Source organism: Streptomyces sp. YPW6 (assembly GCF_018866325.1).
Classification (GTDB): Bacteria; Actinomycetota; Actinomycetes; order Streptomycetales; family Streptomycetaceae; genus Streptomyces.
In genome coordinates this window covers 7,487,452-7,505,856 of sequence record NZ_CP076457.1, presented here as the reverse complement: position 1 = coordinate 7,505,856, position 18,405 = coordinate 7,487,452, and the positions used below count along the sequence as shown (strand labels likewise).

Annotated in this window: 6 protein-coding genes; 3 read left to right on the top strand and 3 right to left on the bottom strand. The window is 73.2% G+C overall.

Annotated features, from left to right (window positions below; translation table 11 throughout):
• The first annotated feature begins 43 nt into the window (after nucleotides 1-43).
• On the top strand, nucleotides 44-2,233 hold the full coding sequence (locus tag KME66_RS32840) for a discoidin domain-containing protein (protein WP_216328761.1): 2,190 nt from the start codon (nucleotides 44-46) through the stop codon (nucleotides 2,231-2,233).
• A gap of 181 nt (nucleotides 2,234-2,414) precedes the next feature.
• On the opposite strand, the gene eno is transcribed toward KME66_RS32840, so the two are convergent.
• Nucleotides 2,415-3,716 carry a phosphopyruvate hydratase gene (eno, locus tag KME66_RS32835; protein ID WP_216328759.1) on the bottom strand — a complete coding sequence of 434 codons (1,302 nt, stop codon included), beginning with the start codon at nucleotides 3,714-3,716 and terminating at the stop codon, nucleotides 2,415-2,417.
• A gap of 197 nt (nucleotides 3,717-3,913) precedes the next feature.
• Between eno and KME66_RS32830 the strand changes: the two genes are divergently transcribed.
• Together KME66_RS32830 and KME66_RS32825 are read left to right on the top strand one after the other, a co-directional pair.
• Nucleotides 3,914-4,336, top strand: a complete 423-nt coding sequence (locus KME66_RS32830) for a MarR family transcriptional regulator (RefSeq protein ID WP_073224013.1) — start codon at nucleotides 3,914-3,916, stop codon at nucleotides 4,334-4,336.
• A 172-nt stretch (nucleotides 4,337-4,508) separates the two neighbouring features.
• Complete coding sequence (locus tag KME66_RS32825) at nucleotides 4,509-5,600, top strand: alpha/beta hydrolase-fold protein (RefSeq protein ID WP_216328757.1); 1,092 nt, start codon at nucleotides 4,509-4,511, stop codon at nucleotides 5,598-5,600.
• Nucleotides 5,601-5,694: 94 nt separating this feature from the next.
• On the opposite strand, the gene KME66_RS32820 is transcribed toward KME66_RS32825, so the two are convergent.
• On the bottom strand, nucleotides 5,695-7,395 hold the full coding sequence (locus KME66_RS32820; RefSeq protein WP_216328755.1) for an ABC transporter ATP-binding protein: 1,701 nt from the start codon (nucleotides 7,393-7,395) through the stop codon (nucleotides 5,695-5,697).
• Nucleotides 7,396-7,400: 5 nt separating this feature from the next.
• Nucleotides 7,401-18,356, bottom strand: a complete 10,956-nt coding sequence (locus tag KME66_RS32815; RefSeq protein WP_216328752.1) for a non-ribosomal peptide synthetase — start codon at nucleotides 18,354-18,356, stop codon at nucleotides 7,401-7,403.
• Nucleotides 18,357-18,405: the final 49 nt, after the last annotated feature.

The window sequence follows — 18,405 nt, the reverse complement described above, 5'->3', positions numbered from 1 at the left end:
AGCTGAACCGCCCCCGCCCACCTGACCTTTCAGGAGATCAGACATGTCCGTTGCCCTCGTCAGACCGTCGCGGCCTCCGGCGGCCGCATCCCGTCGACGGCGCACGCCGGCCCTCGCGGTGATCGTCACCCTGGTCGCGACCCTGCTCGCGGCCATGCAGGCGGCTCCGGCACAGGCCGCGCCGGTCCTGCTCTCCCAGGGGAGCACGGTGACCGCCTCCAGTCAGGAGAACGGCGGCACCGCGGCGGGCAACGCCGTCGACGGGGACAGCGGGACCCGCTGGTCCAGCGCGTTCGCCGACCCTCAGTGGATCCGGATCGACCTCGGCTCCCCGGCCGCGCTCAGCCGGATCGAACTCGCCTGGGAGACCGCGCACGCCAAGAGCTACCGCATCGAACTCTCGACCGACGGCGACGCCTGGACGACCGCCTACAGCACCACCACGTCGGCAGGCGGCAACGAGACGCTGAACGTCTCGGGCGACGCCCGGTACGTGCGCCTGACCGGCACCGAGCGGGCGACCGGCTACGGTTACTCGCTGTGGGAGTTCAAGGTGTTCGGCACGCGTGACGGCGGCGGACCGCAGATCCCCGGCGGAGGCGACCTCGGACCGAACGTCCACGTCTTCGACCCGTCCACGCCGGACATCCAGGGCAAGGTCGACGCGATCTTCCAGCAGCAGGAGGAGGCCCAGTTCGGCAGCGGCCGGCACGCGCTCCTGTTCAAGCCGGGCACGTACGACGACATCAACGCGCAGATCGGCTTCTACACGCAGATCGCCGGCCTCGGCCTGAACCCGAACGACACCACGTTCAACGGTGATGTGACGGTCGACGCGGGCTGGTTCGACGGCAACGCGACCCAGAACTTCTGGCGTTCGGCGGAGAACCTGACGCTCAACCCGGTCTCCGGCACCAACCGCTGGGCGGTCTCCCAGGCGGCCCCCTTCCGCCGGATGCACGTCAAGGGCGGGCTGAACCTCGCCCCCGACGGCTACGGCTGGGCCAGCGGCGGCTACATCGCCGACTCCAAGATCGACGGCACGGTCGGCCCGTACTCCCAGCAGCAGTGGTACACCCGCGACAGCTCCGTCGGCGGCTGGACCAACGCCGTGTGGAACATGACGTTCTCCGGTGTCCAGGGCGCGCCCGCGGCGAGCTACCCGAACCCGCCGTACACCACGCTCGACACCACTCCGATCTCGCGCGAGAAGCCCTTCCTCTACCTCGACGGCAACGCGTACAAGGTCTTCGTCCCCGCGAAGCGCGAGAACGCGCGCGGCGTCTCGTGGGACGGCGGAACCCAGCCGGGCCAGTCCATCCCGCTGGACCGCTTCTACGTCGTCAAGGAGGGCGCCACGGCCGCGACGATCAACGCCGCCCTCGCGCAGGGCCTCAACCTGCTGTTCACGCCCGGAGTTTACCACATCGACCGCACGATCGACGTGAACCGGGCGAACACCGTCGTCCTGGGCCTCGGTCTGGCCACGATCATCCCGGACAACGGGGTGACGGCGATGAAGGTCGCCGATGTCGACGGGGTGAAGCTGGCGGGCTTCCTCATCGACGCCGGTCCGGTCAACTCGCCCACGCTGCTGGAGGTCGGGCCGCAGGGCGCGTCCGCCGACCACGCGGCCAACCCCACGTCGCTGCAGGACGTGTTCGTACGGATCGGCGGGGCGGGCCCCGGCAAGGCGACCACGAGCATCGTCGTGAACAGCGACGACACGATCATCGACCACACCTGGGTGTGGCGGGCGGACCACGGTGAGGGCTGGGGCTGGGAGACCAACCGGGCCGACTACGGAGTCCGCGTGAACGGCGACGACGTCCTCGCGACCGGGCTGTTCGTGGAGCACTTCAACAAGTACGACGTGGAGTGGTACGGCGAGCGCGGCCGCACCGTCTTCTTCCAGAACGAGAAGGCCTACGACGCGCCCGACCAGGCCGCCATCCAGAACGGCGACACGAAGGGCTACGCCGCCTACCGGGTCGACGACTCGGTCGAGCAGCACGAGGGCTGGGGCATGGGCAGCTACTGCTACTACAACGTCGACCCCACCATCGTGCAGGAACACGGCTTCAAGGCACCCGTGAAGCCCGGCGTGAAGTTCCACAACCTGCTGGTCGTCTCGCTCGGCGGCAACGGCCAGTACCAGCACGTCATCAACAACGTCGGCTCCCCCACGTCGGGAACGTCGACGGTCCCTTCGACAGTCACCAACTTCCCCTAGATCCGGTCCCCTTCGGACCGGACCCGGTGCCCCGGGAGCGGTGAGCAGGACCGGTGTCCGGCGGCCCGGGGCTGCCCGCCGTGCCCGGAGGGCTTCCTTCGGCGGACGTAACCGTCCGCCGGAGGAAGCCCGTTCGGCGCTGCCGGGGCCGGGAGCACCGGAGGTGCGTCCGGCCCGGCGGTCAGGAGCGGGACAGAGTCGCCCCGCCCGCGTAGCGCGCGGACTCGCCCAGCTCCTCCTCGATCCGGATCAGCTGGTTGTACTTGGCCGTGCGGTCGGAGCGGGAGAGTGAGCCGGTCTTGATCTGGCCGCACCCCGTCGCGACGGCGAGGTCCGCGATCGTGGTGTCCTCCGTCTCACCGGAGCGGTGGGACATCACGGCGCTCCAGCCGGCCCGACGCGCGGTGGCGACCGTGGCGAGCGCTTCGGTCAGGGTGCCGATCTGGTTGACCTTGACCAGGACCGAGTTGCCGACGCCGGCACGGATGCCCTCACGCACCTGCGCCTCGTCGGTGCAGAAGACGTCGTCGCCGGTGAGCTGGCAGCGGCGGCCGAGGCGGGCGGTCAGCTCCCGCCAGCCGTCCAGGTCGTCCTCGGCCATCGGGTCCTCGATGGAGACGACCGGATACGCGTCGATCAGCTTGGCCAGGTAGTCCACCTGCTCGGAGGGCGTGCGACGGACGCCCTCGCCCGCGTACACGTAAGCGCCGTCGCGGAAGAACTCCGACGACGCCGGGTCCATGATGAGGCCGATGTCCTCGCCGGGACGGTACCCGGTGCGTTCGACGGCGCTCAGGACGAAGTCGAGGGCCTCCTCGGCGGTGCGCAGGGCGGGGGCGAAGCCGCCTTCGTCGCCGACGCCCGTGGCGTGGCCGGCGGCGAGCAGGTCGCGGCGCAGGGTGTGGAAGACCTCGGAGCCCATGCGGACGGCTTCCGCGAAGGTCTTCGCCCCGACCGGCGCGATCATGAACTCCTGGAAGTCCAGCGGATTGTCGGCGTGGGCGCCGCCGTTGATGATGTTCATCATCGGCAGCGGGAGCAGCCGGGCGTCGGCGCCGCCGAGATAGCGGTAGAGCGGCTGCCGGTGGGCCGCCGCCGCGGCCTTCGCGGCGGCGAGCGAGACCCCGAGGACGGCGTTCGCGCCGAGCCGGGACTTGCCGGGCGTGCCGTCGAGCGCGACGAGCGCGGCGTCCAGGCCCGCCTGGTCGTCCGCGTCGCGGCCCACGACCGCCGCCGCGATCTCCCCGTTGACGTGGCCCACCGCGCGGTCGACCCCCTTGCCGTGCCACTGCCCGGCGTCCCCGTCACGCAGTTCCACGGCCTCCCGGGCGCCGGTGGAGGCGCCGGACGGGACCGCGGCGCGCCCGAGCGACCCGTCGGCGAGGCGGACGTCGGCCTCGACGGTGGGGTTGCCGCGACTGTCGATGATCCGGCGGGCGGTGACCGAGCGGATGGCGGTGGGCTCAGCTGTCGTGCGGGACATGCGAGGTCCTTCCGTAGGCGCTTGCCGCGGCACTGGTGCGGCAGCGCCGGCGCGAGCCGCGACGGCCAAACTCTACAGCAATGCTGTTCAGATGTGCTGTTTAGCTTGGCTGTGCAGTTGTGCTGCCGAGTCTCTTCGGGGCCCTCCGGGCCGGCCACCTGGGCGGACGTGCCCGCGAGTGCGGGTTAAAGTGCCCTATGCCCACCCCGGAACCCGCCGCCGTCGCCGCCGATCTGCGCACCGCCATGGGCAAGCTCGCGCGGCGGGTGAAGCACGAGGACCGGATTCCGCACGGCCAGGTCGCCGTGCTGGGCGTCCTGGACCGGGACGGCGCGATGACCACCAGCGACCTCGCCGCGGACCAGCGCGTACGCCCCCAGTCGATGGCCCGCGCGGTCGGCCTCCTGATGGAGCAGGGTCTCGTCGTCCGCCGCGCGCACCCGACGGACGGCCGCAAGTCGCTCGTCGGCCTCTCCGAGGCCGGCCGGGCGGCGCTGAAGGCGGAACGCGACCGGCGGGCCGACTGGCTGGCCCGGGCCATCGACCTCGAACTCACCGCCGAGGAGCAGCGGCAGCTCGCGCACAGCGTGGCCCTGCTGGAGCGGCTCGCCGCGTACTGACCCACGGCACCCGCACGCACCGAAGCACGGCCGTCGCCGAATCCGGCCACGAGCCGCCCTGGGGGCCGGATCGCCAACAGCCGCCCCCCGTCATTGAGTTAGGCTCCCCTTACACAGCCGGAGCCCGCCTCGGCGCGCCCCGGTCCTCACCCCTTCCCAGAAGGAGACGGTCATGCGTCCGGTGGACGCCGAGAGCCCCTTCGCCGCCTTCGGGCTGCCGGACCGCCCCGGCACCGAAGCGTTCTGGGCGGCGGCGCGCACACCCGCGCCGGTGGCCGCGGACGACGGCTGGCGGGTCCTGTTCCTGTGGCGCGGCTCCGAGGCCGTGCTCGACTTCGAGAGCTGGTCGCCGCCCGTGCCGTTGCGGCGCTGGGAGGACACCGACTGCTGGTACGCGGTGATGTCCATGCCCGCGCGGCTGCGGGTGACCTACCGCCTCCTCGTGGCGGGCGAGGCCCGTGCCGATCCGTTCAATCCGGCCGGCGCGGGGGCCGACCGCTCCGTCGCCGCGACGCCGGACGCCCCGCCCCAGCCGCACTGGCCCGCCCTCGGCCCGGACGATGTGCCGCCCGTCCCCCGTACCCGGATCCGCTGGAGCAGCGACCGGCTCGGCGGGCGGCGTACCGTGCGGGTCCATCCGGTGGGCGGTGGCGGCCCGGTGGTACTGCTGCTCGACGGGGACGACTGGCTGTATCTGCACCCGGCCGCGACCGCCTTCGACGCGGCCTTCGGGGCGGGCGACCTGCCCCCGGCCACCCTGGTGTTCCTGCCGGCCAAGGACCGCGAGGCCGAGTTCACCTGCCGCCCGGAGCTGTGGGAGGCGGTCCGGGACGAGGTGCTGCCGCTGGTGGCCGACTGCGGGGTGCCGGCCGACCTGGACCGGCTGGTGGTGGCGGGGCAGAGCCTGGGCGGGCTGAGCGCGCTGTACGCGGCGCTGGAGTTCCCGGAGCTGGTCTCACGGGTCGCCTGCCAGTCGGGGTCCTTCTGGTGGGCGCCCGGGGCGGCCGGCCTGCCGGATCCGCTGGGCGGGTCGGTCGGCGGCGCCCTCGTCGAGCGGCTGCGCCGGGGCGCCGACCTGTCGCGGCTGCGGTGCGCGTTCGACGTGGGGGAGCACGAGAGCCGGATGCTGCCTCACTGCGAGCTGACCGAGTCGCTCACCAAGCGGGCCGGTGCGACCGTACGGGTCTCGCGGTCCGCCTCGGACCACGACCGGGCGGGCTGGCGGCACGCCCTGCTCAGGGATGTCGCCTGGGCCCTGGGCTGAGCGACGAGCAGGGGGCGGCCGAGCCGCGAGCAGGGGCCGTCCGGTGGCCGAGCCCCCTGCGTCCGGCGGCCGAGCCGCCTTCCCTGGAGGTGGCTCACCGGGCCACGGCCAGGCAGTACGCCGCGTCCCCGGCGAGGAGGTTGCGGTGGGTGTCCTCGGCGGTGATGACGCCCCCGTCCAGCACGAGCACCCGGTCGGCCGCGTCCAGGAGCGCCGGGCTGCTGGTGAGGACGAGTGTGGTGCGGCCCCGGCGCAGCTTGGCGACGTTGCGCGCGATGAGCTGTTCGGTGACGGCGTCCACGGCCGTGGTGGGGTCGTGCAGGACGAGCACATCGGCCCCGGCGGCCAACGCGCGCGCCAGCGAGAGCCGTTGGCGCTGACCGCCCGAGAGGTTCGCCCCCCGGTCCCGTACCGGGTGGTCGAGCCCCTCGCGGTGGAGCGCGACGACGTCAGTGAGCATGGACGCCTCCACCGCCTCCGCGATCTCCCGCCCCCGGCCCGACGGGTCGATGTTCGTGCGGAGGGTGCCGGCGAAGATCTCCCCGTCGTAGGGGTTCACGAGCAGGTGTTCGCGGACCGCATCGATCGACAGGTCACCGATCTCCCGGCCGCCGACCCGGACCACTCCCCCGTACGCCCCGGGGGCGACGTTCACCGCGAGGACGGCGGCGAGCTCCGCCGCAGCCCGCGGCTGGTAGGCGGCGATCGCCACGAACTCCCCGGCGGCCACGGAGAAGGAGACCCCCTGGAGGGTCCCGTGACGGACGCCGTCGACCTCCAGGGCTCCGCCGGGTTCGGGGCGTTCGGGGCCCGGCGTCGACACCGGGGGCGCGTTCAGGACGAGGGCCATGCGCTCGGCCGAGGCGCGGGCCATCATCACGTACTTGGGCATCTCGGAGAACATCTTGAGCGGTTCCATGATGAACTGCGCGAGCCCCACGGCCATGACGAGCTCGCCGATGGTGATCCGGCCCTCGAACGCCAGCCAGCCGGCGGTCAGCGAGACGGCCGTGGCGAGGGCCGCGTTGAGGGCCAGCGCGGTGCCCGCGTAGGTGCCGTTCACCCGGGCGACGGTAATCGCCTGGCGCTTCGCGTCCGTGCTGACCTCGCGGTAGGCACCGAAGGCGGCGTGGTTGCCGCCGAAGCCGTGCAACGGGCGCAGCCCGATGATGAGGTCGGCGACCTTCGCTCCCGCCCGGGCCACCCTGGCCTGCTGTTCCTGTGTACCGGCCCCGATCCTCCTCGACATCACGGCCAGGACCGACAGGATCGCGGCGGTGCCGGCCACCACGAGCAGACCGAGCCGGAGGTCGGCGAGGCTCAGCGCGACGGCCGCGACGACGACCGCGACCAGGGAGCTGACCAGCAGCGGCACCACCTCGATGATGTCGGCGGTCTGGTCGGCGTCCTCGGTGGCGATGGTCAGGATCTCGCCGGACTTCAGTTCCGTGTCCCTGGCCACCGGCTGGAGCCCGCAGGCGGCCACCCGGACCCGCCAGCGGTGCGCCTCGGTCGTGTTGGCCTTCTGCAGCACGCGCATGCCGAACCGCCACGAGAGGGACACCGTCGTGATGATCACGGCGAGCGAGCCGATCGACACGCCGAGCGAACCGAGGGTGCGGTCGCGCATCGTGTGCTCGACGATGAGCCCGAGCGCGATGGGGAACGCGGTCTCCGCCGCCTGGTAGAGGCCCATCAGGACGGTGCCCGCGACCATGGCGCCGATGTTGCGGCGCAGTGCCGTCTTCAGGATGGCGGTCCCCTGGCGGGGACGCTCGGTGTCAGCAGTCTTCATCAGGGTCAGGAGTTCTCGTCGAGGTGGCGGGCCATCGCTTCGGGGGTGCGCAGCGTGAACAGATCGCGGATGGTGATGACAGGACCGTACTCGCGGCGCAGGAGTCCGATCAGCCGTACGGCCAGCATGGAGTGCCCGCCGAGCGACACGAAGTCGCTGACGGCGCTGACCTCGTCGTCGTCGAGGTCGAGCGCCTCGGCGTAGAAAGCGCAGACGACGCGCTCCGTGTCGGTCCGCGGGCCGCGCTCCCCCGCCGTGGTGAGGGCGCCGAGCGGCCTGGCCTCGGGCAGTGCCTTGGTGTCGGCCTTCCCGTTGACGGTCAGCGGGATGCCGTCGACCTGGGCGTAGTGCGTCGGGCGCAGGAAGTCCGGCAGCGCGGCACCCACCTCGTGCGCGACCTGGGCGAGGTCGGCGGGGTCCGTGAGGACGAGGTAGGCGGCCAATCGGTACGCGCCGTCCACCCCCGGGTCGGGCTGGGCGACGGCGGCGGCGAAGCGCACCGCCGGGTGCGCGGCGAAGACGGCCTCGACCTCGCCGAGTTCGACCCGGTGTCCGCGGATCTTGACCTGCTGGTCGGTGCGGCCGAGGTAGGCGATGTTCCCGTCGGGCCGGCGGATCACCAGGTCCCCGGTGCGGTACATGCGCTCCCCCGGTTCACCGAAGGGGCAGGCGACGAAGCGCAGCGCGGTCTGGGCGCTGCGGCCCAGGTAGCCGCGGGCGATGCCGATGCCGGACACGTACAGCTCGCCGGGGACGCCGTCGGGCAGCGGTCGCAGCCAGGGGTCCAGGACGTACACCTCGGTGTTGTCGATGGCGACGCCGACCACCGGGTCCTGGCACTCGAAGGTGCCGACGCCGAGGGTGTTGATGGTGTACTCGGTGGGCCCGTACAGGTTGTAGCCGACGGTGCCCTCGGTCTCGGCGAGGCGCCGCCACAGCGTCGGGGTGACGGCCTCGCCGCCCAGCAGGACGAGCGCGGGACGCCTCTGCGGGTCGTCCAGCAGCCCCTCGGCGGCCAACTGCTGGGCGTAGGTGGGGGTCACGTTGACGACGTCGATGCCGTACCTCAGGCAGTAGTCGACGAGCCGGGGCGCGTCGCGGCGCAACTCCTCGTCGCAGATGTGCACTTCATGGCCGTCGGCGAGCCACAGCAGCTCCTCCCACGACATGTCGAAGGCGAACGACACGGTGTGCGCGATGCGGAAGGTCCGGTGGCCGTGCTCGGCGAGGACCGGTTCGAAGATGCGACGCTGATGGTTGATCAGCATGTTGGTGAGACCGGCGTATTCGGTCACCACACCCTTGGGCTTTCCGGTCGAGCCGGAGGTGTAGATGGTGTACGCGGGATGGCGCAGCCGGTCCGGATCGTCCGGCGCGAACGTCGTGTACGGCTCGGCCCGGGGCAACGGCCTGTCCAGCTCGATGAGTTCGCCCTTCAGCCGGGGCGACACCGTACTCACGGTGAGGATCACCTCCGGCCGGGCGTCGTCGAGGATCGCGGTGATCCGCTCGTCGGGGTGGTCCAGCTCCAGCGGTACGTAGGCGGCCCCGACGCGCAGCACCGCGAACAGCGCGGCGATCCAGTCGAGGGAGCGCGGGATCGCCAGGCCCACCGTCGTCTCGGGCCCGATGCCCCGTGCGGCGAGGACGCCCGCCACGGCCCGGCTGCGCTCCTGGAGTTCGGCGAAGGTCAGGGTCGCGCGGCCGGCGACGAGCGCGGTCCGGTCCGGGGCGCGGTCGGCCGCGAGGTCGAAGCGGTCGACCACGGTGTCGGTGCCGACCTCGGTGCGGGCGGCGGGTGCGGGGTGGGGGCCGAGTCCGGGCAGCGCGCCCACCGGACCGGTGGTGCGGGCCAGGTCCTCCAGGACGCGCAGGTAGTCGTCGAGGAGGCGGCGGGCGCTCTCGGCGTCGCCGTGGCGGTGCTCCAGCTTGACCGTGAGCCGGTCGCCGGGCGTGACGACCCAGGTGTAGGGGTAGTGGGTGGAGTCGTCGGCCCGGACCTCGGTGATGCCGTGGCGGGCGTTCATCGCGTCGAACGCGTCCGCGTCCAGGAAGTTCTGCAGCACGAACAGGTTGTCGAACAGGGTGTCGTGTCCGGCGGCCCGCTGGATCTCGCCGAGGCCCAGGTGCTCGTGGTCCATCGCCGCGACGCGCGCCACCTGCACGGAGGCGAGGTAGGCGTCGACCGAGTCGGCGGGCCCGGCCCGCGTCCACAGGGGGACGGTGTTGAGCAGGACGCCGACGATGTCGCCGTGCCCCTCGCCCTCGCGCCCGGAGACGGTGACGCCGAACACGGCGTCGCTCCGGCCGGTGCGGGCCCCGAGGAAGAGGCCGAAGGCTCCGGTCAGCACCGAGTTGAGCGTCACGCCCCGGGCGCGGGCCGCTTCGCGCAGCAGCTCCGACAGCTCGGCGGAGAGGGTGTGCACGAGCGGCCGGGGCAGCTCCCCGGACAGGGCCGGGGCGGGCCCGGCGAGAAGTGTCGGCCCCGGCAGGCCCGCCAGGTGCTCCGCCCAGAAGCGCTCCGCACCGGCCGGGTCCTTGGCCGCGAGCTCGCGGGCGTACTCCTCGAAGCCCGGCACGGCGGGCGTCGCGTCCCACGGCTCGCCGGCGAGGACGGCCTCGTACGCGTCGAAGAGGTCGCGCAGCAGGATCTCGCGGGACCAGCCGTCCCAGAGCAGCAGGTGGTAGCTGAGCAGCAGGCCGTCGCGGCCGTCGGGCCGCCGGACCACGGTCATCCGCACGAGCGGCGGCTCCCCCGGGTCGAAGCCCTGCTCGCGGTCCCGGGTGCGCAGGGCCTCGGCCTCGGCGTCGGAGGCCAGGTCGAGGGTGCGGACGGGGACCCGGCGGCCCGCCGAGAGGACCTGGACGGGGTTTCCGTCCGCGTCGGTGGTGAAGCCCGCGCCGACGACGGGGTGGCGGCCGATGACGTACGCCATCGCCTCGGCCAGCGCGTCGGGGTCCAGGCGCCGGTCGAAGGCGAACCAGCTCTGCGCGACGTAGTGACCGGCCGTGGCCGCCCCTTCCACGCCCCCTGCCTCCGCGCTCGCCGCCCCCGTGCCTGTCAGCTGGGCCTGGAAGTACAGGCCGCGCTGGAGCGGGGTGACGGGTGCCGTGCGCTCGGCCGTCGCGCACGCGTCCGCGATCTGCTCCAGGGCGGTCAGCCAGTGGCCGGTGATCGCGTCGGGGACCGCGTCGGCGAGGGTGAAGGCCGCGTGGAGGGAGCCGGTGGCCACGTCGGTCCAGGCGTTGACCTCGACGGCGTACGGGCTGGGCCCCTGGTCGGCTCCGGTGATGCGCAGAGCTTCCGATTCGCTGCCGCGGCCGAGGTAGTTGAACAGGATCTGCGGCCGGGCGGTCAGCAGCGGGGCCGTCTGCGGGTTGAGGTAGCGGAGCCGGCCGTAGGCGATGTGGCCGTCCTCGTCCGGGCGGCGTGCGTCGGCCTCGCGGGCCGCGGCGACGGGGTCGGTGTGGGCGGTCAGCCGTACGGGAGCGATGGAGGTGAACCAGCCCACGGTGCGGGAGTAGTCGTGGTCGTCCCGGGCCGGGACGCGTCCGTGCCGCTCCAGGTCGACCGCGAGGTCGGCGGGTTCGGCCTGGATCCGGGTCAGCGCGGTGCGCAGGGCCCCGCACAGCAGCTCGGTGAGGCCGAGGCCGAGCGCGCCCGGCGCGTCGCGGGTCACCCGGTCACTGGCGCCGGGCGGCAGGACGACGGTGGCCTCCCGGGCGCCCCGGACCGTGGGCACGAGTGGCGGGGCGTTCAGGGTGGTGATCCAGTGGCCGAGGCCGTCGGCCGCCTCGGCGGACCGCAGGGCCAGCGCCTCGGCGTACGCGGCGTAGGAGGTGGTCGGCGGTGGCAGAGCGGCATCGCTGCTCAGGGCGGTGGTCAGGTCGTCGAGGAGGACGAGCCAGGACACCGCGTCCACGGCGATGTGGTGGACGGTGACGACCAGGGTGCGGGTCGCGGCGAGCCAGGAGAACGCGACGACGTCCCCGGTGGCCGGGTCGAGCCGTCCGGCCGCCTCGTTCGCCGCGGCGGTCGCGTCGGCGGTGTCCTCGGTGACGACACAGGCTTGACGGGCCGGTTCGGTGCGCAGGGACCAGACACCGTGCTCGACGTGCAGTCGCAGCCGCAGGGCCGGGTGGGCCGCCACGACGGCGTCGGCGGCGCGCCGGATGTCCGCGAGGCCGGCGCCCGCGGGCACGGTGAGGGCCCTGGCCTGGGCGAACCGGTCGAGCGGGCCGCCCAGTTCGCGTCGGCGCAGGATGATCGGGGTGAGGGGCAGGGGGCCGTCCTCGCGGGGGGAGGGCACCGGCGGCACGGGGTCCGGGGCGTGCGTCGCGAGGTGGGCGGCGAGGGCGCGCGGCGTCTTGAACAGGAACACGTCCCGGGGTGCGATCGGCAGGCCCAGTACCCGGGCGCGGTTGATCACGGTGATGGCGATGATGCTGTCGCCCCCGGCGCCGAAGAAGTCGGTGTCGGCGTCGACGGTGGCACCGGGCAGCGACTCGGCGAAGATGCCGGTCAGGGCGGTGAGCGCGGAGCCGTCGGAGCACGGTGGGGCCGCGTTCCCGGTGATGTCCGGCTGTGCGGCTCGCTCGGCCAGGGCCTTGCGGTCCAGCTTTCCGTTGACCGTCAGCGGCAGCGCGTCGAGCGGCAGGACCCGGCCCGGCACCATGTGTGCGGGAAGCTTGGCGGCGACGTGGGCCAGGAGGTCGGCGGGCGGCTCCCCGACGACATGGGCGACGAGGTGATCGCCGCCGTCCGCGACGGTGACGGCCGCGTCGACGACGCCCGGCACCTCCCTGACCGCACCCTCCACTTCACCCGGTTCGATACGGAAGCCCTTGAGCTGCACCTGGTCGTCGGCGCGGCCCGCGAACTCCAGCTCGCCGTCGAGTGTCCGGCGGGCGAGGTCGCCCGTGTGGTACATCCGGGAGCCGTCCGCGGCGAACGGGTTCGCCACGAAGCGCCCGGCGGTGAGCCCGGGGCGGCCCAGGTAGCCGAGGGAGACCTGGTCGCCCGCGACGTAGATCGCGCCCACCCGGCCCGGTGGCACCGGCCGCAGCCGGTCGTCGAGCAGATGCACGGTCAGGCCCGGGAGCGGACCGCCGATGGGGCCGGCGTCGCCGTCCCGGCCGACGTCCTCGCGGGTGAGCACCCGGTGGGTGACATGGACGGTGGTCTCGGTGATGCCGTACATGTTGACCAGCTCGGGCGTACGGGTGCCGTACCGCTCGACCCAGCCGCGCAGCCGCCCGGGGTCGAGCGCCTCGCCGCCGAAGACGATGCGGCGCAGCGCCGTGACCGGCTCATCGGCGTGCAGGTCGGCTTCGATGAACCGGTGGAAGGCGGAGGGGGTCTGGTTGAGGACGGTCACACCGCGTTCGCGGACCAGCCGGTGGAAGTCGACCGGTGAGCGGGTCAGTGCGTAGTCCGGTACGAGCAGTTCGCCTCCGTGGGCCAGTGCTCCCCACATCTCCCAGACGGCGAAGTCGAAGGAGAAGGAGTGGAACTGGACCCAGACGTCGTCGGGGCCGAAGTCCATGTCGGGCCGGGTGCCGGCGATCAGCGCCGTCACCGCGGAGTGCGGGACGACGACGCCCTTGGGCCGGCCGGTCGACCCCGAGGTGTAGATGACGTACGCCGGGTCCCCCGGGCGGACGCCGGGCGCGGCGGGTCCGTCGGCCCGCGGGAGGTCCTCGCCCTGGACGAGCACGCGGGCCGCCACCCCGGCCCTCTCCAGGAGCCGGGCGAACCGGCCCTGCTGGTCGCGGTCCACGAGGACGACCTGCGGGGCGGCGTCGGCGAGGACGTACTCCAGCCGCTCGTCCGGGTAGGCCAGGTCCAGCGGTACGTACGCGCCCCGGGCCGTGACGACGGCGACCAGGGCGACGACCTGCTCCAGGGAGCGCGGGACGGCGACGGCGACCCGCTGCCCGGCGCGGACCCCGGCCGCACGGAGGGCGGACGCCAGCCTGTCCTTCTCCGCCGCCAGTTCGCCGTAGGTGAGCGAGCGGGTGGTGCCGTCCATCGCGCACTGGGTGACGGCGGTGGCCGCCGGGTCGCGGTGCGCGGCGGCGTCGAACAGCTCGCCCAGGGTCGCCGGGACCTCCTGCGCCGGGGCCCTGCCGGGCGCGGGAAGCAGTGCGTCGACCGGAGCGTCCGGGCGGTCGAGCAGTTCGGTGAGGGTCCGGGTGAAGGTGTCGAGGATCGCCTCGGCACCCGCGGGGCGCAGGAGTTCAGTGTCGTGGATCAGGTGGAAGCGCGCCCGGCCGTTCGGTGCGCGTCCGACGACGAGCGTCAACGGGTAGTGCGGTGCCCCCTCGTTGACGATGTCGGTGATGACGAGGGTGTCGTCGGGTCCGCGCAGGGCGGTCACGTCGGTGGCGACGTCGAAGACGACCAAGGTGTCGAAGAGGGTGCCGGTGCCGCTCTGCCGGCCGGTCCGGGCCAGGGAGACGTGCTGGTGCGGCAGGACCGCGCCCTGGTGCCGCTTGACGGCGTCCAGCAGGTCGTACGCGGTGTCGGTGGCGGACCAACGGGCGCGGAGCGGGATGGTGTTGATGAAGAGGCCCACCATGTCGCGGATGCCGGGGACGTCGGCGTCGCGTCCGGAGACGGTGGAGCCGAAGACGACGTCCCTGCTGTGCAGCAGCCCGCCCAGGGTCGCCGCCCACGCGCTGTGCACGGCCACGCTCAGGGAGACCCCGGCGGTGCGTGCGGCCACCTCGATGTCCTCGTCGGGCTCCGCCGTGACGTCGGCGAAGTGCTCGGAGGGGGTGTGGCCCTCGGCGACCAGGGAGGGGCCGGGCAGTCCGGCGAGTTCCTCGCGCCATACCCGGTCGCTCTCGTCCCGGTCGCGTGCGGCGAGCCAGGCCAGGTAGGCGCGGTGGTCGCCGTGCGCGTACACCGATCCCGGTGCGTGGTACTCGGCGAGCAGGGTGCGGAGCATCGGCGGGACCGACCAGCCGTCCGCGATGATGTGGTGCACGGTCTGGACGAGGACCGAGCGGCCCGCGCCGGCGGGGATCAGCGTGTAGCGCATCAGGGGGCCGGTGGCGAGGTCGAACCCGGCCCGCCGGTCCTGCTCGGCGAGTTCGCGGATCTCCTCACCGGTCCGGGCGGGGCCGTCCAGGGTGGTGAAGGGCGGGCGGGCGCCGCTCTCGACGACGGAGACGACCCGGCCGTCCGCGAGGGCCGTGAAGCGCGCGGACAGGCTGGGGTGGAGGGTGAGCAGCCGGGTGGCCGCCGCCGCCAGCCGGTCGGTGTCGACGTCGCCGTCCAGCGTCATCACCTGCTGCTCGACGTAGCTTCCCGTGGCGTCGTCGTCGAACACGGAGTGGAAGTAGAGGCCCTCCTGCAGCGGGGTCAGCGGCAGGATGTCGTGCAGGGCCGGGCCGTCCAGGGCGTCGACGTCGGCCTGGGTCAGCGGCACGAGGGGGAAGTCGCTGGGCGTGTGGCCGCCGCTCTCGAGCGCGGCCAGGGCGGTGAGGGCGGCGCGGTAGTGGTCACCGAGGGTGGTGATGTCGTCCTCGGTGAACACTCCTTCGGGCCAGGAGATGGTGGTGGCCAGCTCGAAGGCCCCGGTGGTGCCGGGTTCGGCGATCGCGTTGAACTCCAGGGCGCGCGGCAGCCGCATGCGCGGGTCCCGCCTCTCGCCCAGCTGCCCGGACGTGCCCGCGAGCTGCCAGTCGTCCGCGCCGCCCGCGTCGAAGCGGCCCAGGTAGTTGAAGAGCACCTGGGGCGCGGGGCCCCCGGCCGGTGCGCCGTCGGCGAGGTAGCGCAGGGCCCCGTGGGAGAGGCCGCCCGCCGGTACGCGGGCGAGGTCCTCCTTCACCGCTTTGAGGGCGGCGGCGAGGTGGCCGGGTGCGGTGAGGTCGCTCGCCGTGCCGGGGTCCACGGTGACCGGGTAGAGAGTGGTGAACCATCCGACTGTACGCGACAGTTCGGGTTCGAATCCGGCCGAGGGCGCGACGAAGCGGCCTTCGCGGCCATGCCCTTCCAGTTCGATGTGGGCGAAGGTCTGCTCCTGGCCGCGGTCCCGTCGCCAGCGGGCGAGGGCGAGGGCGAGGGCGGTCAGCAGGACGTCGTTGACGCCCGCGTGGAACAGGGCGGGGATCTTCCCGAGCAGCGCGGCCGTGGTCGCGGGGCCGACCAGGACCGTCCGGGTCCGTTCGCGTGCCACGGTGTCGGCGGCGGTGAGGGCCCGCCTGCCGATCGGCGCGTCGGCGGCGGGGAGCGTGGCGGCGTGGTGCGTACGGTCCGCGTCGAACGGGGTACGGCTCAGGAGCTGGGTCCAGCGCCGGAACGATGTGCCCACCGGCGGCAGTTCGACGCTCTCGCCCGCGGAGTGCTGCCGCCAGGCGGTGGCGAGGTCGTCCATCAGGATGCGCCAGGACACGCCGTCGATGACCACGTGGTGGGCGACCAGCACGAGCTGGCGTGCCGCGCGGCGCCAGACGGCGCGCAGCATGATGCCGTGGTCCGGGTCGAGCGCGGCGGTCGCGCGGGCGACGCAGTCCTCGACCGGGGCGTCGCTCTGTTCCCAGCAGCGGGCGGTGGCGCCGGACTCGGGGATGTCGAAGCCCCAGCGCTCCCCGCGCACCAGCCGGGCGCGGAGCATGTCGTGGCGGTCGAGCACGGCGGTGAGGAGGTCGTCGAGGGCGTCGGGGGTCAGGCCGGCCGGTGCGGTGAGGACGATCGACTGCACGAAGCCGTCGATGGCGTCGGTGGTCTCGCCGAGCCACTGCACGATGGGCGATCCGACGACGGTGCCGGTCGGGACATCGCCGTGGTCCACGGTGGTGACGGATTCGCGGCTCGCCACCGCCGCCAGTGCTCCCACGACGGTATGGGTGAAGATCTGGCGTGCGCTGACATGGAGGCCGGCCTCGCGCAGGGCGCTGAGCAGGGAGATCGCCAGGATGCTGTCGCCGCCGAGCTGGAAGAAGTCCTGGTCCGTGCCGACGGCGTCCAGACGCAGCACCGTCGCGACGGCCTCGCACACCAGCCGTTCGTTCTCGGTGGCGGGCGCCTGGAGGGTGCCGGTGGCCGCGGTGGGCTCGGGCAGTGCGTTCCGGTCGACCTTGCCGTTCGCGGTGAGCGGGAACTCCGGCAGGACGACGACGTGGGTGGGCACCATGTGCTCCACCATGTTCGCCGCGGCCCACGCCTTGACGTCGTCGCCGCTCAGATCCTCGTCGCGGCCCGCGGGGATGACGTAGCCGACCAGGTACGTGCCGCCCGCCGTGTTCTTCTTCGCGACGACGCAGGTGTGCCGGACCCCGGGGTGCTCGGCGAGGGAGGCTTCGACGTCCTCCAGTTCCAGCCGCATGCCCCGGATCTTGATCTGGTGGTCGGCGCGGCCCAGGAAGTCCAGCGATCCGTCCGGGGCGTAGCGCGCCAGGTCTCCGGTGCGGTAGAGCCGGGACCCGTCGGTGGCGAAGGGGTTGGCGACGAAGCGGGTCGAGGTGAGACCGGGCGCGCCCACGTAGCCGCGTCCCAACAGGAGTCCGCCGACGTACAGTTCGCCGCCGACGCCGACCGGGACGGGGCGCAGTTCGTCGTCGAGGACGTAGAGCTGGGTGTTGGGGTTGGCCTTGCCGATCGACGTGGACAGACGCGTCGCCGCTCCCCGGTAGACGACGTGGGAGACGCCGATGGTCGTCTCGGCCGGGCCGTAGCCGTGGTACAGCGGGATGCCGAGGCGGGCGCGGAAGCGCTCGTACAGCTCCGGGGTGAGGACCTCGCCGCCGCACCACACGTGCCGCAGGGTGTCGAGCCGCCCGGAGTCGCCCGCCATCTCCAGGAGGACGTCCAGCATGGAGGAGACGAGGTAGGTGAAGGTGACGCGCTGTTCGGCGATGACGCCGAGGAGGTGCTGCGGGTCGCGTTCGCCGCCGGGCCGCAGGACGACGAGCCGGCCGCCGGTGGTGAGCGGCAGGAAGATCTCGTTGACGGAGATGTCGAAGGAGAGCGGGGCCTTGAAGAGGGAGGCGTCGTCGTGACCGAAGCCGAGGATCTCGCGGGACTGCCACAGCAGGCGCTCGCTGATCGCCTCGTGCCGGATCATGGCGCCCTTGGGCCGCCCGGTCGAGCCGGACGTGAAGATGACGTAGGCCAGCGCGTCGCCGGGGACGGTCGCGTCGGGCGCGTTGGCCGGACGGTCCGCGTACGTCCAGTCGGCGAGGTCGACGGCGACGGCGTCCGGTTCCCCGGCGTCGGCCTTGCCGGTGGCGTTGAGCTGGAGGACGATCCGGGCGTCCTCGGCGACGGCGGACCTGCGGGCGGCGGGCCACGCGGGGTCGAGCGGGACGAACGCGCCCCGGGCCTGGAGAACGGCGAGGAGGCCGACGACCATCTCGGCGGACCGGCCGAGGGAGATGCCGACGGTCTGCTCGGGTGCGAGGCCGCGCTCGATCAGATGGTGGGCCAACTGGGCGGACAGCTGGGCTGCTTCGCGGTACGTCAGCGACCGGTGCTCGTCGGTGATCGCGACGGCGTCCGGCCGCAGGCGCGCCTGCTCGGCGAACAGTTCCATGACGGTCGGGCGGGCCCGGTCGGCCCGGGTGCTGTTCCACCGGGCCAGTTCCTCGGCGCGCGTGCGGGGGTCCGACGGGCCGATGGTGCCGAGGGGCCGGTCGGGGAAGTCGGCCAGGTCGTCCAGGGCCCGCTGGGCTTCGGCCCGGTCGACGCCGGGCGGCACGGTGATACCGAGGGCCCGGACGTCGGTCTCCCATCCTCCGGCGCCGTTCACGGCGTCGACCCGGGCGAGGAGGTCGGGGAAGGAGGTGGCGGGGGTGAGGTCCATACCGTCGGGGACCGCACCGGTCGCCCAGTACGCGAGTGAGACGGCGCACGCCTCGACGACGGTCCGGTCGCTGTGGTCGCCGACCCGCCGGCGCACGGCGTCCAGCCGGGAGGGGGAGAGCAGTATGCGAGAAGCACCCGGTTGCGACATCGAGATCTCCGTTTCCTTTCGAGGCGTGCGATGTGGACGACCGTCGGCC

Excerpts from the sequence above, each read along its gene's own strand:
- KME66_RS32820 (WP_216328755.1), bottom strand. The coding sequence starts at position 7,395 with ATGAAGACTGCTGACACCGAGCGTCCCCGCCAGGGGACCGCCATCCTG.
- KME66_RS32825 (WP_216328757.1), top strand. The coding sequence starts at position 4,509 with ATGCGTCCGGTGGACGCCGAGAGCCCCTTCGCCGCCTTCGGGCTGCCG.
- eno (WP_216328759.1), bottom strand. The coding sequence starts at position 3,716 with ATGTCCCGCACGACAGCTGAGCCCACCGCCATCCGCTCGGTCACCGCC.
- KME66_RS32815 (WP_216328752.1), bottom strand. The coding sequence starts at position 18,356 with ATGTCGCAACCGGGTGCTTCTCGCATACTGCTCTCCCCCTCCCGGCTG.
- KME66_RS32830 (WP_073224013.1), top strand. The coding sequence starts at position 3,914 with ATGCCCACCCCGGAACCCGCCGCCGTCGCCGCCGATCTGCGCACCGCC.
- KME66_RS32840 (WP_216328761.1), top strand. The coding sequence starts at position 44 with ATGTCCGTTGCCCTCGTCAGACCGTCGCGGCCTCCGGCGGCCGCATCC.